The organism is Gracilimonas amylolytica, from assembly GCF_002911695.1.
Lineage (GTDB): Bacteria > Bacteroidota > Rhodothermia > Balneolales > Balneolaceae > Gracilimonas > Gracilimonas amylolytica.
In genome coordinates, this window is the sequence record NZ_PQBS01000011.1 from 82,585 (window position 1) to 98,741 (window position 16,157).

The 16,157-nt window shown below is 44.0% G+C and carries 13 protein-coding genes; 8 read left to right on the forward strand and 5 right to left on the reverse strand.

All coding sequences use genetic code 11. The features are described 5' to 3' along the window. Positions 1-78: 78 nt before the first annotated feature. On the reverse strand, positions 79-2,358 hold the full coding sequence (locus C3B73_RS04230) for a TonB-dependent receptor (RefSeq protein ID WP_198597270.1): 2,280 nt from the start codon (positions 2,356-2,358) through the stop codon (positions 79-81). A 154-nt stretch (positions 2,359-2,512) separates the two neighbouring features. On the opposite strand from C3B73_RS04230, the gene C3B73_RS04235 reads away from it, so the two are divergent. Together C3B73_RS04235 and C3B73_RS04240 are read left to right on the forward strand one after the other, a co-directional pair. Then, positions 2,513-2,812, forward strand: coding sequence for a hypothetical protein (locus C3B73_RS04235; RefSeq protein WP_103664392.1), 300 nt, complete (start codon positions 2,513-2,515; stop codon positions 2,810-2,812). A gap of 166 nt (positions 2,813-2,978) precedes the next feature. After that, positions 2,979-3,707: a carbonic anhydrase family protein gene (locus tag C3B73_RS04240; RefSeq protein WP_103664393.1), complete on the forward strand. Its 729-nt coding sequence runs from the start codon at positions 2,979-2,981 to the stop codon at positions 3,705-3,707. A gap of 62 nt (positions 3,708-3,769) precedes the next feature. Here C3B73_RS04240 and C3B73_RS04245 read toward each other — a convergent pair whose 3' ends face one another. After that, positions 3,770-4,546, reverse strand: coding sequence for an SDR family oxidoreductase (locus tag C3B73_RS04245; protein WP_103664394.1), 777 nt, complete (start codon positions 4,544-4,546; stop codon positions 3,770-3,772). Between the two features lie 169 nt (positions 4,547-4,715). On the opposite strand from C3B73_RS04245, the gene C3B73_RS04250 reads away from it, so the two are divergent. Continuing rightward, positions 4,716-5,786: a hypothetical protein gene (locus C3B73_RS04250; RefSeq protein WP_103664395.1), complete on the forward strand. Its 1,071-nt coding sequence runs from the start codon at positions 4,716-4,718 to the stop codon at positions 5,784-5,786. 111 nt (positions 5,787-5,897) lie between these two features. On the opposite strand, the gene C3B73_RS04255 is transcribed toward C3B73_RS04250, so the two are convergent. Then, complete coding sequence (locus C3B73_RS04255; protein WP_157939424.1) at positions 5,898-6,317, reverse strand: hypothetical protein; 420 nt, start codon at positions 6,315-6,317, stop codon at positions 5,898-5,900. 354 nt (positions 6,318-6,671) lie between these two features. Next, a complete protein-coding gene (locus C3B73_RS04260) occupies positions 6,672-7,628 on the reverse strand; it encodes a calcium/sodium antiporter (RefSeq protein WP_103664397.1) in 957 nt (318 codons plus the stop codon). A gap of 176 nt (positions 7,629-7,804) precedes the next feature. Here C3B73_RS04260 and typA point away from each other — a divergent pair, with 176 nt between their 5' ends. Then, positions 7,805-9,625, forward strand: a complete 1,821-nt coding sequence (typA, locus tag C3B73_RS04265; RefSeq protein WP_103664398.1) for a translational GTPase TypA — start codon at positions 7,805-7,807, stop codon at positions 9,623-9,625. 16 nt (positions 9,626-9,641) lie between these two features. Here the strand turns inward: typA and recG are convergent, their stop codons facing one another. After that, a complete protein-coding gene (gene recG, locus C3B73_RS04270) occupies positions 9,642-11,711 on the reverse strand; it encodes an ATP-dependent DNA helicase RecG (protein ID WP_103664399.1) in 2,070 nt (689 codons plus the stop codon). 191 nt (positions 11,712-11,902) lie between these two features. Between recG and rpsL the strand changes: the two genes are divergently transcribed. The 4 genes from rpsL to tuf are packed head-to-tail and all read left to right on the forward strand — an operon-like array spanning position 11,903 to position 16,156. Continuing rightward, the gene (gene rpsL / locus C3B73_RS04275; protein WP_020404630.1) at positions 11,903-12,277 is read left to right on the forward strand and encodes a 30S ribosomal protein S12; all 375 of its coding nucleotides are present in this window, start codon (positions 11,903-11,905) and stop codon (positions 12,275-12,277) included. A 26-nt stretch (positions 12,278-12,303) separates the two neighbouring features. Then, positions 12,304-12,771 (forward strand): 30S ribosomal protein S7, encoded by a 468-nt coding sequence (gene rpsG, locus C3B73_RS04280; RefSeq protein WP_103664400.1) that lies wholly within the window; start codon positions 12,304-12,306, stop codon positions 12,769-12,771. Positions 12,772-12,794: 23 nt separating this feature from the next. Beyond that, entirely contained in the window at positions 12,795-14,933 is a 2,139-nt protein-coding gene (fusA, locus tag C3B73_RS04285; protein ID WP_103664401.1) for an elongation factor G, read from the forward strand. A 35-nt stretch (positions 14,934-14,968) separates the two neighbouring features. Beyond that, positions 14,969-16,156, forward strand: coding sequence for an elongation factor Tu (tuf, locus tag C3B73_RS04290; RefSeq protein WP_103664402.1), 1,188 nt, complete (start codon positions 14,969-14,971; stop codon positions 16,154-16,156). The last annotated feature ends 1 nt before the right edge of the window (position 16,157 follow it).

Here is a 16,157-nt window from a genome sequence, read left to right on the forward strand (position 1 = left end):
GACCAAACCGATTGAGGGCAGCACTTCGGCTTCATCGGTGCGGTTAACCTGAACCAGAGATCTCGGAGTGATGACTTCTCAGTTTTCACTGCGGTCTAAGCCATACCGCGGTTCAGACGGACTTGACTGAGCCAGTACATTCTGCACTTCCAGATAAACATCAAGGCTCAGGTTCTGAAAGTTGAATTTCTTATCCACCCGAACGTCAAGTTGACTCAGCGGGTCGATCCGGACGGATCCGAGTTGTTCGTAATCCCTGAAAACAGCCGGGTAGTTTTGAAGAGTTAATGCCTGATCGACAGGAGCGTAAGGGGCTTTCCCCAGATATCGGTATCGGCTGCTGATTTCCCAGTTGTTACCAAACTTATAACCTCCCAACAGAGAAATTAAAGTGCCGTTATCCCAAACGGCAGGTTTGTAATCGTTGTCGAAAAGATTGGTAAACTCACTTTTATAAAATGTGACTGCGGCAACACCATAGAATTTACCGGTGAACTTTTGCTGATAAAGTAACTCTAAGCCATAGGTTCTTCCGTTGCCGGCGCTGACAATCGGTTCACTACCGAAAACTTCAAAATCTCCGCCTTTATTAGCCAGAGAAACACTGTCGGTGGTGGAGACAGGGTAGTCACGGTAATACTTGAAAAAACCTTCAGCTGAAATTCTGGCCCTATCGTTTAACAGGTACTCAACGCCACCAACAATATGATCGCTTTGTATATAATCTGAGGCACTATTTGGGAAATATTCGATGTTATCCTGAAAGCCAAGGGTGGTGTATGGCAAGATCTTGTAGTACCTGCCGAGTGATGCATTTAATGTCCACTTTTCATTTTCAGTGAGTTTGTAGGAAATAGATGCACGTGGGCTCAGAGTACGATAAAGTTGATGGCCGGATTCCGTGAAAGTGTCACCATCTGTTCTGAGGCCTAAGGAAATACCAATTCTGCTTTCACTGAAATTAGCGGATGATTGCACGAATAATCCGTACCTGAAGAAATTAAGGTCTGTATTAAAAGACCAGTTATTTATGAGGTCTTCAGTTGAATTATTGTAATCGGCATTGATCACATTAAACCCACCGGAAAGGGTCCAGTTGTCAATGAACTTTGTGGTTTGATATCTCAGGTGAGTTTCAGTTTCCCTGGAATCATTCTTGAAATATAATCCGGTTTGGTTGACGTTGTCTTCATACCGGTAAAATTCATTCCCAAGCGTGTTACTGGTGACCACTGTTTCCATGAACCCGCTGTTGTCAGAAAATTGGCGCTTCCATCCGATGCCTACCGTATTGCTGGTTTGCTTGATCACAGGGATTTGATTCTGAATGGCTTCCTGTTCGGGGTCAAAATCATCCAGTTCATTAATGGACAGATCATCGATAGAACCCACCCCGGTTAAATATACTTGGTTGTTCTTGTTGATCCTGTGATTCACTTTGTACTGATAGTCCCAGTAATCCGGAAGGAATGGCAGGCCGATAGCCTGAAACAACAATTGAAGGTAAGATCGCCGAACCGATGCGATGTAGGTCGTATTCGATTCCGGGTTATCACCCTTAAAAAGGGGACCCTCCATTGTTAAGGCAGCTTCACTGGATCCAACCCTCAGATTTCCGTTAAACTCGCGGTTGTCTCCGTTACGCTGATCGAATTGTAAGATTCCCGATAGAACATTTTCATACTCGGCACCAAATGAACTCGCCGTTAATGACACTCCCTCAAAAAAGGAGACATTCAGCAGGCCAACCGGTCCACCGGCACTGCCCTGTGTAGAGAAGTGATTGATATTGGGGATCGGGATGCCATCCAGGAAATATACATTTTCGTTAGGAGCTCCTCCGCGTATGATCACATCATTTCGAAAACCACCGACCGATCCTGAAACCCCGGGCAAAGATTGCACAACCTTGGCAATATCATTATTGCCTCCGGGATAGGCAGCGATCTCTTCCTGATTGAATTTTTGAATGGAAAGGGGGGTAACTTCTTCTTTTAAAAATGGATTGGGAGTAACGGTTACTTCATCGAGTTCCCTGACGTCTTCTTGCAGCTGAAAATTCACATCAATATTTCCCTCGGAACGGATGACTACATTGAATTTGATCTGGGAAACAAAACCAACAAATGAAGCTTTTACGTTGTAAGTCTTGGTTGGAATGTTGGTGAGGGTATATCGTCCATTCACATCCGTAGCGTCCCCAAGTTCGGTTCCTTCCAGTAAAACGGTGGCACCGATCAAAGGTTCTCCGGTTTTAGCATCCGTCACGGTTCCGGAGAGGGTGCCGGTAGATTGTGCGAACAAGCCTGCCGAGATGCAGTTAAGTAAAAACAAAAAGATCGCAGATCGAAGGATCATCAGGGATACAGTTATAGTTCAGGTTGGAAGACCAAACGTAAGAGAGAGTGAAAGTCGTTCCTGCATAAACAGTTACCTGTAAAAAAATATTTATTTTAGAAAAGGAACGGAGAAAAGACTGGTAAAGTTTTTAGCAACTCAATATATTTGATCCATGAAAGCCAAAAACCTACATACTCTTTTTATTCTGAGCGCAACGATTCTATTCGGGGCGTTCACGCTACTGCATGAGTATGATTGGCTGCTGCCTCCTTCACCGGTTGAGACCGTTGCTTCCACAACTCAGGTTCCTCTTCCGGATGTCATTGAGGAACATGGCAGTGAAGATGAGATCGAGCATGAAGACTTTAAGGAAATTTTAGTATCACCGGATCAAAATAAACAAGGATCTTACATGATCTATGAGGACCGATTTGTGCCTCATGTTGCAACCCCACCCCCAGACATGGTCTAAGCCCTGTCATTTATTTAGCTATTCAAAAATAAAGATCCCTTTCACTAAAAGAGTACGCTCAGTATATCTTGTAGTGCAGTGATCTGACAACAAAGAAGAACGGGCTCAAAATTCTTTGGGATAGCTATATCAAATCAATTCTTTTAAACCTTAGATCATGTAAACAATGAAAAATTTAAATGTATTTACCGTTTTAGTATTGGGTTCATTCTTAATTACAGCTTGTACCCAGAAAGAGTCACAATCTCAAACTCAAGCTGTTCAGTTAGCTTCAGCGGTTGTGACGGATGAGATCCAAAATGAAAAATCGCCTCAACAGATCATCCGGGAGATGGCGGATGGTAACGAAAGGTTTACAAATAACAGCCTGACTCCAAGAGACTATCAGGCACAGGTTAAAGCAACCGCCGGAGGGCAATATCCTGAGGCGATCGTAATATCTTGTGTGGACAGCCGGGTTCCGGTTGAAAAAGTCTTCGATAAAGGTGTTGGAGATATTTTTGTAGCACGGGTAGCCGGTAACTTCGTTAACGAAGACATTCTTGGAAGTGCTGAATTTGCAACCGCTGTTGCCGGTTCCAAGGTGGTGGTTATTATGGGGCACGAAGCTTGCGGTGCCGTAAAAGCGGCTATTGATGGTGTGGAGATGGGTAATATCACAGCTATGCTGGATAAGATCGAACCCGCCGTTGATATGTCAGAGAACTTTAACGGTGAGCAATCGTCTTCAAACAATGAGTATGTTACAGAGGTTGTGAATAACAACGTTCGTAACACCATTGCTGAAATGCGTGAGAACAGCCCGATCATAGCCGAACTTGAGCGCAACGGAGATGTTGTGATTGCCGGTGCGTTTTATGATCTGGATACCGGTAAAGTCACCTTTTTGGATTAAGAAGCAGGAAAAGATAGAAAAGGCTAAGACAAAAAAGAGGGAGTGTGAGGCTCCCTCTTTTTTTACCCAAATAATCCCTTAATGACCCCTCCATCATGACTGATGGTTTGTCCGGTCACATAACCGGCATGGGGTGAAAGCAACCAGGTAGCCAGTGAAGCCAACTCTTCAGCTTTACCCATGCGGCCAACAGGAATATTCTCTTCCATATTTTTCTTGGCATCTTCAAAGCTGATGTTCAAGGAAGTTTTGTTCTTTTCGATCACTCTTTCAATTGCAGGGGTTTCATGGGAGCCGGGTGCAAGTACGTTAGCAGTCACTCCTGAACCGGCAATTTCCAGCGCCAGCGTTTTAGCAAAACCAACCACTCCCGCTCTGAAACTGTTGCTAAGTGTTAGAGAGGGCAACGGTTGCTTCACAGACTGACTTTCAATAAATAACATGCGCCCATATTCTTTTTCCTTGAAGTAAGGGGCAAGTCTCAGAGCCAGATCGATCTTCCAGCGCATGACTAATTTCCAGGCAGAATCCCAGTCATCCATATTTGTCTCGAGTGGGGTGCCGGTGGGTGGTCCTCCTGCGTTAAAAACGATGCCATGTGTTTCTTTGGCTTGAACCGAATGCTCGATCTTATCTAATGTTTCATTGTAGATCAGACTGCCTTCAATGATCTCGGTTTGATCTTTAAAGTGACTGAATTTATCCCGTAAAAGTTCATCTCGTCGAGCCACTAACACAACATGGGCGCCTTCCTGCAAAAGCTGTCGGGATATAGCTTCCCCAAATCCACTGGAAGCTCCGCATACTACAAATCGTTGATCGCTAAGTTTAAGATCCATGGTTAAAAAATTTGATGAGGGTTCCGCTACTTTATAAAACAGACTCTTTGGATAAAAGTTCGATATAAATTAATTGTAAAGTTTTGGGAGATAATAAGAAAAGGGCAAATGAATGCTGTATTTTCGCATCAATAAATTATCAGCACACTTACGAATACAAAAAATAACGATGAAAAAGCTCACAGTTTTAGTGGTTGCCCTTGCCATGTCTTTTGCTTTTAGTGGCGTTCAGGCTCAGAATTTCCAGGAAAACTTTCGCATTGATGGCGTCATGTTTTTCACATTTGAGCACGATATCACCGGCGATTCTTTCGAAAATCAGTTTACCCTTAAAAGAGGATATGTCAACTTCAGGCATCAGCTTGCAGAACGCTTCAGTGCTCGTATTACTCAGGATGTGACCATTGATCAGGAAGGAGACGGGATCGGGGATATTGAGCTAAGGCTGAAATATGCTTTTGTGGAATATGATCTCTCAAGTTACGGGATCTTTAATGATCCGGTGGTTTCAGGTGGGGTAACCAGGCGCCCATGGATCAGTTTCGAGCAGAATGTCAATGATTACAGGTCCCAAAAAAGCATGTATCTGGATCAAAATGATTTCTTATCCTCTGCCGATTATGGCATTTATTTTGAAACCGGTTTTGGGGAGAGCCTTAATGAATCTGGTTTATCATCAAATGATAGCCGATATGGAAGTTTTGGTATAGGAGTGTATAACGGTGGTGGGTACTCCTCTCTTGAGCAGAACAACAATAAATTAGTAGAAGGAAGATTGAGCCTGCGTCCGTTTGCCGGTTTTTTACCCGGTTTTCAGTTGTCTGCTTTTGGAGCTTATGGAAAGGGAAATTCAGCCACGAATCCGGATTTTAATATCTATGGAGCAGCTGTGACCTATGAATCAAGCAGGTTTAATTTTGTTGGTCAGGGGTTTGAGTCAACTGATGACATCCGATTTGAAGACCTTCAGGGGATCACACCGCATGAGTTTCAGGGTTGGAGCGTATTTGGTGAGTTAAAACCCTTTAAGAATGTACCGATTGCTATAACCGGAAGAACAGAGCAGTTGTACAACAAGGATAGGCAGCGATGGATCGTTTTAGATAGTGTTGTTGGTCTTGCCTATGTGTTTGAGGATAGATCTAAGATCATGGTCGATTTCAGTCACAGAGAATCCAGGGCGGTATTTGATCCGGCGGATTTCAGCCGCATAGAGCTGATCGGAGAGATACGGTTTTGAACTATTGATTCTAAAGTCCCACAACGCTCGCAGGACCTTCGGACGCTGCGAGGTTGTTGAAAGCTGAACCTGCGAGCGTCCCCAAGACCTCGCAGCGTTTGGGTGTTGAATTCAAATGTCTGGGTCGTAAGTGCCTTTAAAGTCTTGATGCGCTGCTATAAAATTCTCTTTTCCACCAAAGACTTCCAGAGTTGATTCAGGCGATACAATATCAGAATTAATGTTTAAAATCTCTGAGTAAGAAGAAAAAGAATAATCATGATAGTTATTTACAATTCCGTGATGGATTGGATTTCTATGAATGTAACAGATACTTTTTTGTAAATACGTTTCCGAGTCAATTAATCTTTTGTTTAATCTACCATCCCATAACGGTCCACTTCTATTATATTTTTTGTTGAAATACTTCGAATAACTATTCATCCAATGACCGATTAAGGTGTGAATAGGAAAATGTTTGTTCTTAGGTGATGGGAGTGTGTAATAAAATTCATATTCAGAATCAGAAATGAATCTTATTTTATCGTCCATTTCATTTTTATTGAGGACTTTGATCAAAAAATGGAAATGATTTCTTAAGATACAATAAGCAAGTGTTTCTGTAGATAGGGAAAGGTAGAAGTTGAATTTTTCCAGGAAGAAACTATAGTCCCTAGTCGTCAAAAAAGTAGGGGAAGAATCTACTCCTCTGTTATAAATGTGATAGTATGACCCCGATTCAAATTTCATTTATAACGAAAGTAGGATTAGGTTAGATTTATTTCAAATCAGGTTCCACAACGCTCGCAGGACCTTCGGACGCTGCGAGGTTGTTATTTTAGTGGACATGCCTAAACCTGCGAGCGTCCCCAAGACCTCGCAGCGTTTGAGGATGGAATCCAAAAATTAAAGCTCCCCGGCCACCAGGTATCCCGTGTATCCCAGAAAGATCACCAGCAATACGGCAGCCTCCCACCGATCCAGTTTTTTCTTCTCTCCGGTAAACATCCCAATAAAAAGTAAAGCGGTTCCTCCTGCCAGTAAGTACATTTCTGAATTAAAAGAGGGATCATACTGAATGGGTTTGACCAGTGAGCTCACACCAAGGATCAGGAATATGTTGAAGATGTTAGATCCGATGATGTTTCCAACAGCGATGTCCGTATTCTTTTTAAAAGCGGCTACCACAGAAGTGGCAAGTTCTGGCAGGGAAGTGCCCGCAGCAATGATGGTCAACCCAATGATCTTTTCACTGATACCCAGCCTATTAGCTATTTCGATGGCATTGGTTACAACAAGGTTTCCTCCAACCACTAATCCTGCTAAACCCAATAAAATGAAACTCCAGATCTTAAGAGGAGTTAAAGGAGCCGGAGTATCAGCATCCGCTGCCGTATCGGTTGGCAATTGTTTGTACACGTAGAAAAGGAATCCTCCAAATAATATAAGTAACAACGCTCCATCCAGTCGGCTCAATAAAAAAGCATCAGCGTCCCACAGATCATTTGTGAGAAGGTAGAGTAAGAAAATGGCAAACAGGGATAAGGGGATCTCCCTCCAAACCGTGCTCGATTGGACGATAAGCGGAGTGATCAGTCCGGTGATCCCCAAAATAACCAGCAGATTAAAGTTATTACTGCCTATCACATTCGCAAAAACGATCTCATGGTGCCCTTCAATAGCTCCCATTACATTAACAACCAGTTCCGGCGCGGATGTGCCAAAGGCAACCACCGTTAGGCCGATAGCCAGATCGGAGACATTGAATTTTTTAGCAAGGGAAGAGGCTCCGTTGACCAAAAGGTCCGCTCCTTTGATCAAAAAAATAAGACCAAGTGTAAGCCAAAGTACAAGAACAGCCATCGGGATGTGGTTTAGTGTGTGTTCAAAATCAATTATTTATTTAATAATACGGAATTGGAGAAATAACCCGTATATTTAAGGCTTGCTGTTTTTCGGTAATCCGGATTACGAAATCACTATTAGTTAGATATCCGGTCAACAGCTTCAATTTAAAATAACAGACTTTACACACTTACATGTCACAAGATTTAAGAAATATTGCCATTATTGCTCACGTAGATCATGGCAAGACCACGCTCGTAGATCAAATTCTAAAACAGAGCGGAACCTTCAGAGAGAATCAGCAGGTTGAAGAGAGAGTTATGGATTCCGGTGATCTGGAAAAAGAACGCGGTATCACCATCAGTTCCAAGAACACGGCTGTAAAATGGAAGGATACAAAGATCAATATCGTGGATACCCCGGGTCACGCCGACTTTGGTGGTGAAGTGGAGCGTATTTTGAAGATGGTGAATGGGGTGATCCTGTTGGTGGATGCTGCCGAAGGACCATTACCTCAGACTAAGTTTGTGCTAAGAAAATCATTAAGCCTCGGGTATAAACCCATAGTGATGATCAATAAGATCGACCGGAAAGATGCACGTCCTGATGCCGTTCTTGATGAGATCTTTGATCTGTTTGTTATGCTGGATGCTACCGATGAACAACTTGACTTCCCGGTTCTGTATGCAGTTGCCGTTAATGGTATTGCCAAGGAAAACCTGGAAGATGAAGATGAAAGTCTGGCGCCTCTACTCGATAGAATTGTAGAACATGTGCCTGCACCAGAGCAAAACACGGAAGAAAAATTTAAGATGCTGGTCAGCAGTATCGACTGGAACGACTACGTCGGCCGAATTGCCGTTGGCCGTATTGAGCAGGGGACTATCAAAGTTGGTCAGGAAGTGGCCCTGATGAATGGAAAAGGTGAAGTTCGGGAAAAAGCCCGGGCCACAAAACTTTATACGTTCAACGGATTACAACGGGAGCCGGTTGAAACGGCGGTTGCAGGCGATATCATTGCCCTTGCAGGCTATGAGGAAGTCAATGTTGGAGATACCCTGACCGATACGGCAGACATGACTCCACTTGAGTATGTGGATCTCGATAAGCCGACCATTGCTATGTACTTCCGGGTGAATAACTCTCCCTTTGCAGGAAAGGAAGGGGATTATGTGACCTCCAATCAGTTGAAGGATAGATTATATAAAGAAGTACGAACTAACGTAGCCATGCGGGTTGAGCCGACTGATAGTCCTGATATCTACAAAGTATCAGGTCGCGGCGAATTACAAATGGCTATTTTGATCGAAACCATGCGTCGCGAGGGTTATGAATTCTCTGTATCGCGTCCGGAAGTATTGTTTAAGGATGTTGACGGTGTAACCCATGAGCCGGTGGAAGAAGTAGTAGTGGATGTGCAGACCGATTACAGTAACAAGGTGATCGACAATCTGCAAAAACGTAAAGGTATTATGACCTCTATGAGTCAGGAAGGGGAGAATAACCGCATCGAATTTCGGGTACCCTCCCGTGGATTGATCGGTTTCCGTGGCGAAATGCTCACCGAAACCCGTGGTACCGGTATCATGCACCAGCAGTTTGATGGATATGAGCCTTATGCCGGTGAGATACCGGGAAGAAACCGTGGGGCATTGATCGCACTTGAGCAGGGAGATGTAACAGGTTATGCCCTTGAAGGAATTCAGGATCGCGGAGAATTCTTTGTGGAACCTGGAGATCCGGTGTACATGGGGCAGGTTGTTGGTGTGAACAAGCGCAGCGATGATATGGTGGTGAACGTGGTGAAGAAGAAAAACCTAACCAACCACCGTGCAACCCAAACAGCAGACTCTGTGAAGATCAGTCAGGCCAGAAAACTCAGTCTTGAACAGTGCATCGAATTCATCGATAACGACGAACTTCTTGAAGTAACGCCAAAAGCGCTGCGAATCAGGAAGACCTTCCTCGATCACAATGACCGCAAAAGAGAAGAGAAGAAAAAGGCCGGGGTTTAAACACAGTTATTGGAGTTTACCCCAATCCATAAAACTTAACTTTTTCCTCGAAATAGGGCTTGAAGACCCTGCCTAGATCTGTGTTTTCAGATCCGGAAAGGTTGGGGTCTTCATTTAATAACTGGTGTGCTTTTTCCTTGGCCTGCGTCATTAGAAACTGGTCCTCTACGATATCAGCAAATTTGAAATCAGGCAGGCCACTTTGCTTGGTTCCAAGGAAATCTCCCGGTCCCCGAAGTTTAAGATCAGCCTCAGCAATCCGGAAGCCATCATTGGTTTCTTCCATGGTTTTAAGTCGAAAAGCTCCGGACTTGCTCACTTTTACATCCGGCATGAGGATGCAATAACTTTGCCGTTTACCCCTTCCAATTCTTCCCCGTAATTGATGTAATTGTGATAACCCAAATCGCTCTGCATGTTCAATGATCATGATAGAAGCATTTGGGACATCCACGCCAACCTCTATTACAGTCGTGGATACCAGGATCTGAATCTCATTATTGATGAAGCGTTTCATAACGGCTTCTTTCTCTTCGGTTTTCATACGACCATGAAGTAAGCCGACCCCAAATTCAGGGAATCGTACTTTGAGGCGTTCAAACCCTGCGGTGGCATCTTTTAAGTCAAGAGCTTCCGATTCTTCCACCAAAGGGTAGACTACATAAACCTGTCCGCCGTCTTGCACTTCCTGCCTGACAAAGTTCATAACATCTTCCCTTTTTTTATGCGATCGGATAGCCGTTTTAATTGGCTTCCTCCCGGCCGGCATATCTTTGATCACAGAAACATCCAGGTCTGCATATACGGTCATAGCCAGTGAGCGGGGAATAGGAGTAGCACTCATTACCAGCATATGAGGGTGGTTTCCTTTGTTAAGAAGGTCGGCACGTTGTTTAACCCCAAACCGGTGCTGTTCATCAATCACAGCCAGACCTAAATTATGAAACCTCACTTCATCTTGAATGATGGCATGGGTGCCTACCACGATCTGTGCATTGCCACCCTCTACGTCCGTTAGTATATCAGTCCTAAGTGCTTTCTTTTGTGAACCGATAAGAAGCCGGACATTGATATCCATTATCTGTAGATGATCGGAAAGTGTACGGTAATGTTGTTCAGCCAGTATTTCTGTAGGAGCTAAGAAGGCCGCCTGAAATCCATTATCTAAAGCCATTAACATAGCCCCAATGGCTACAATGGTCTTACCTGCCCCGACATCCCCCTGAATAAGGCGGTTCATTTGTTTTCCGGATCGTACATCAGTTTTTATCTCGGAGAGGGAGGTTCTTTGTCCTTTGGTTAGTTCAAACGGCAAAAGTTCATTGAAATAGGTTTTAGTATAATGCCCGGTATTTTCAAATATATGACCCTTTCCGCGTTCTTTGACTGTATGATTGATCTTCTCCATGCTCAACTCAAAAAGCAGCAATTCCTCAAACTTAAAGCGATTTAGTGCCTTTTTATGCTCATTGTGTGAATCCGGAAAATGGATCATGCGGTAGGCCTGAGAACGTTCAGGGAAGTTTTGTTCTGTGAGAAGGCTAACCGGCAAATATTCAGATATCGAAACCTTGTTCATGATCTGCCTCATCCAGTTCTGGATCAAACCGCTTGTGATCCGTGATTTACTTAGTGCTTTACTGCCCGGATAGATGGGAACAATTCTGGAAAAGGCCTCGAGGTCACTTTCATTGGATATCTTATCCACTTCCGGGTGAGCAATGGATATCATCTTGCCATATCGTTTAGCTTGTCCAAAGAAAGCTACGGTTTCTCCCTCTTTGAAGATCCGTTTAAAGTATCCGGCACCACGAAACCAGACTCCCTTTAATGAGCCATGCCCATCGCTGATGATAACTTCAAGCCGTTTCTTCTTTCCATAGCCGTTCATGCTAATGTCTGTGATCTTGCCGGCTACCGTAACTTCTTCCCCTGCACCTTTTAGATGATTGATCTGCTGGGTGTTACTTCTGTCAAGATACCTGCGGGGAAAAAAATTAAGCAGATCGAAGACCGTATGGATCCCTTCAGACTGCAAAGATTCAAGTCTCTTAGTGCTTAAATTGTCTAAATCAGTTAATTTCAATTGATATATAGTTATATATCGGTATAAATATTAAATACCGTGATAATGAGAAAGAAACGTCCATAAATAAGGATTTCAAAGACAATACGGAGAAAGAAGAAATAATTCGTATAAATTTTTTGCATTCGTCCGTGAACGTTGCCTATATTTGCAAGCTCTCGATTCGATGGCAATAACCAAATAATTGAACAGTGCCAACTATACAACAACTCATACGAAAAGGTAGAAAAAGTAAAGTAAGTAAGACAACAGCTCCTGCGCTGCAAAATTGTCCGCAGAAGCGTGGTGTTTGTACTCGCGTATACACAACAACTCCTAAGAAGCCTAACTCGGCTTTACGTAAGGTAGCTCGTGTACGTTTAACCAATGGTATTGAAGTTTCGGCTTACATACCTGGGGAAGGACACAACTTGCAAGAACATAGTATTGTGTTGATTCGCGGAGGTAGAGTAAAGGATTTACCCGGTGTTCGATACCATATTATTAGAGGAACACTTGATACAGCCGGTGTTGAGGGAAGAACTCAAAGCCGTAGCTTGTATGGCACCAAGAAGCCAAAAGGGTAACATTAAGAACTTAAGATTAATCGAGCATGCGTAGAAAAACAGCAGACAAACGAGATGTACAGGCGGATCCAATATTTGAGGATAAGCTGGTAACACGCTTTGTGAATAACCTGATGCGAGACGGCAAGAAGAATGTTGCTCGTAAAATTGTATATCAGGCATTTGAAGTAATAGAAGAAAAAACTGGTGAGACAGGGATCGATGTATTCCGTAATGCATTGCAAAATGCTACTCCGGTAGTAGAGGTAAAATCCAGACGGGTTGGTGGTGCAACTTATCAGGTGCCGGTTGAGGTTCGTCAGGAGCGAGGTACGGCATTAGGAATGAGATGGTTAATTAAGGCCGCTCGCTCAAGAAACGATAAATCAATGTCAATTCGTCTGTCCAGAGAACTGATCGATGCTTCAAATAACGAAGGCGGTGCAGTTCGTAAGAAAGATGAAACACACAGAATGGCAGACGCTAACAAAGCTTTTGCTCATTTTAGATTCTAAAGAATATTATTTGAACAAGTATTATGTCTGAAGCAACAAAAACAGATCCAAAAATTTTAGATAAGATCCGGCGCACGCGGAATATCGGTATCATGGCTCACATCGATGCCGGTAAAACTACCGTGACGGAGCGAATTCTGTATTATACCGGTCGTAATCACCGTATGGGTGAGACTCACGATGGTGCATCTACTATGGACTGGATGGAGCAGGAGCAGGAACGTGGAATTACTATTACATCTGCTGCTACTCACTGTATCTGGAAAGATCACCGCATTAATATTATTGACACCCCGGGTCACGTTGACTTTACTGTAGAGGTAGAGCGTTCATTGCGTGTACTTGATGGTGCTGTTTTTGTGCTTGACTCTGTAGGAGCAGTACAACCTCAGTCTGAGACCGTTTGGCGTCAGGCAAATAAATACAATGTGCCTTGTATGGCATTTGTGAACAAAATGGATAAGGTTGGTGCTGATTTCTATAATGTAGTTACCGAGCTTGATGAGAAATTAAATGCGAACCCTATTCCAATTCAGATCCCTATCGGAGCTGAAGCAGATTTTGAAGGCGTTGTTGATCTGATCAATATGAACGCAATTATCTGGGATGATGAGTCTTTGGGTGCTAAATACGATGTAGTTGAGATTCCTGCTGAATTAGCAGATAAGGCAGCTGAGTACCGTCAGATCATGATCGAATCACTTGCTGATTATGATGATTCGTTGATGGAAAAGTACCTCATGGAAGAGGAGATCACTGAAGATGAGATCATTGCAGCTCTTCGTGAAGCAACTATTTCAAAAGATATTACGCCTGTAATGTTAGGTACTGCCCTGAAAAACAAGGGTGTTCAGGTTCTGCTTGACAGAGTGCTTGATTTCATGCCTAATCCGCTTGACATTCCTCCGGTTAAAGGTATCGATCCGGAAACCGAAGAAGAAGTTAAGAAGGCTCCGGATGTAAATGCGCCTTTCTCTGCTCTTGCATTTAAGATCATGACTGACCCTTATGTAGGTAAGCTGACATTTGTTCGGGTTTACTCAGGTCGTCTTGAAAAAGGTTCTTATATCTACAATGCTTCAACGGGTAACCGTGAGAGAGTAGGTCGTTTGCTTGAGATGCACGCAATTGAGAAAAAAGATCTTGATTACATTCAGGCAGGTGATATTGCAGCGATCATCGGTATTAAAGAAGTTCATACAGGTGATAGCTTGTGTGACCCTGATCATCCGGTGATCCTTGAGCAGATCACATTCCCTGAACCGGTAATTAAACTGGCTGTTGAGCCTAAGACCAAAGCTGATGGTGAAAAACTGTCAACCGGTCTGCAAAAATTAGCTGAGGAAGATCCTACTTTCCAGGTTAAGACTGATCATGAAACCGGGCAGACTACTATTGCAGGTATGGGTGAGCTTCACCTTGAGATCATTGTTGATCGTCTGAAGCGTGAATTCAAAGTTGAAGCGAACGTTGGTGCGCCTCAGGTATCTTACCGCGAAACTATTTCTAAAACAGTTGAGCACAGAGAAGTATATAAGAAGCAAACTGGTGGTCGTGGTAAATTCGCTGATATTACATTCGAAATGGGTCCTATTGAGGATTTTGAGAATTACGATGGTAACGAAGACCGTATCACTCGCGAAGAAGGATTTATCTTTATTAATGAGATCGTAGGTGGTAATATTCCCCGTGAATTCATTCCATCAGTGATGAAAGGATTCCAGGAAGCTACCAATAGTGGTATTCAAGCTAACTATGCTGTAGAAAATGTTGGATTCCGTTTGATCGATGGTTCTTACCACGATGTGGATTCCGATCAGTTAAGTTTCGAGCTTTGTGCTAAGCTTGGTTTCAGAAATGCAGCTCGTAAAGCATCTCCAAAAATTCTTGAACCGGTTATGAAGGTTGAGATCATTACTCCTGAAGAGTATATGGGGGATGTTATTGGTGACCTGAACAGTAGACGTGGTATCATGCAGAAAATGGATACCAACAAAGAAGGTTCGGTTGTAAATGCACACGTACCTCTTTCAGAAATGTTTGGGTATTCAACCGATCTAAGATCATTAACTCAGGGTCGTGCCGTGTATTCTATGGAATTCCACGACTACATTGAAGTTCCGGAGACATTGGCTCAGGAAATCATTGAGAAACAATCATAAAGAAATTAATAACACTAAGTATAAAGTAAACAATCATGGCAAAAGAGACCTTTCAACGGAATAAGCCCCACGTAAACGTAGGCACGATAGGCCACGTAGATCACGGAAAAACGACACTGACGGCAGCGATTACGACGGTAATGGCGAAGACCTATGGTGGAGTAGCGAAGCAATTTGCGGATATTGACAATGCGCCGGAAGAGCGTGAGCGCGGTATTACGATTGCGACGGCCCACGTAGAGTACGAAACCGACGAGCGTCACTATGCCCACGTTGACTGTCCGGGTCACGCCGACTATGTGAAGAACATGGTAACGGGAGCGGCTCAGATGGACGGAGCTATTTTGGTGGTAGCTGCCACGGATGGTCCGATGCCACAGACGCGCGAGCACATTCTGCTTGCCCGCCAGGTTGGAGTGCCACAGATCGTGGTCTTTATGAACAAGGTGGATCTGGTAGACGATGAAGAGCTGCTGGAGCTGGTAGAGCTGGAAGTGCGTGAGCTTCTGTCCTCGTATGAATTTGATGGCGACAACATTCCTGTGATCCAGGGATCTGCCCTTGGCGCGCTGAACGGTGAAGCTGAGTGGGAAGAGAAGATCGTTGAGCTGATGAAAGCCGTTGACGAGACGATTCCAACGCCAGAGCGTGACGTAGACAAGCCGTTCCTGATGCCGGTAGAGGATGTATTCTCTATCACCGGTCGTGGAACCGTGGCTACCGGACGTATTGAGCGTGGCGTGCTGAAGCTGAATGATGAGATTGAGATCGTTGGTATCGTTGAAGAGCCAATGAAGACGGTAGTAACCGGTATTGAGATGTTCCGCCGTATGCTTGACCAGGGTCAGGCCGGAGACAACGCCGGTATTCTGCTGCGTGGTATTAACAAGGAGCAGCTGCAGCGCGGTATGGTACTGTGTAAGCCGGGCTCGATCACCCCGCATAAGAAGTTTGAGTGTGAGGTGTATGTATTGAGTAAAGATGAGGGTGGTCGTCACACGCCATTCTTCAAAGGCTATCGCCCGCAGTTTTACTTCAGAACCACCGATGTGACCGGCTCTTGTGAGCTGCCAGACGGCGTTGAGATGGTAATGCCAGGCGACAATGTGAAATTAAACGTAACCCTGATCCAGCCGGTGGCGATGGAAGAAGGATTGCGATTTGCGATACGCGAAGGTGGCCGTACAGTGGGCGCCGGAGTGGTAACTAAAATCTTAGACTAAG

What these genes read in the sequence shown, in the direction of transcription:
- tuf (WP_103664402.1), top strand. Translation starts at nt 14,969, where the DNA reads ATGGCAAAAGAGACCTTTCAACGGAATAAGCCCCACGTAAACGTAGGC.
- C3B73_RS04250 (WP_103664395.1), top strand. Translation starts at nt 4,716, where the DNA reads ATGAAAAAGCTCACAGTTTTAGTGGTTGCCCTTGCCATGTCTTTTGCT.
- C3B73_RS04260 (WP_103664397.1), bottom strand. Translation starts at nt 7,628, where the DNA reads ATGGCTGTTCTTGTACTTTGGCTTACACTTGGTCTTATTTTTTTGATC.
- rpsG (WP_103664400.1), top strand. Translation starts at nt 12,304, where the DNA reads ATGCGTAGAAAAACAGCAGACAAACGAGATGTACAGGCGGATCCAATA.
- C3B73_RS04255 (WP_157939424.1), bottom strand. Translation starts at nt 6,317, where the DNA reads ATGGACGATAAAATAAGATTCATTTCTGATTCTGAATATGAATTTTAT.
- C3B73_RS04230 (WP_198597270.1), bottom strand. Translation starts at nt 2,358, where the DNA reads ATGATCCTTCGATCTGCGATCTTTTTGTTTTTACTTAACTGCATCTCG.
- C3B73_RS04245 (WP_103664394.1), bottom strand. Translation starts at nt 4,546, where the DNA reads ATGGATCTTAAACTTAGCGATCAACGATTTGTAGTATGCGGAGCTTCC.
- C3B73_RS04235 (WP_103664392.1), top strand. Translation starts at nt 2,513, where the DNA reads ATGAAAGCCAAAAACCTACATACTCTTTTTATTCTGAGCGCAACGATT.
- fusA (WP_103664401.1), top strand. Translation starts at nt 12,795, where the DNA reads ATGTCTGAAGCAACAAAAACAGATCCAAAAATTTTAGATAAGATCCGG.
- typA (WP_103664398.1), top strand. Translation starts at nt 7,805, where the DNA reads ATGTCACAAGATTTAAGAAATATTGCCATTATTGCTCACGTAGATCAT.
- C3B73_RS04240 (WP_103664393.1), top strand. Translation starts at nt 2,979, where the DNA reads ATGAAAAATTTAAATGTATTTACCGTTTTAGTATTGGGTTCATTCTTA.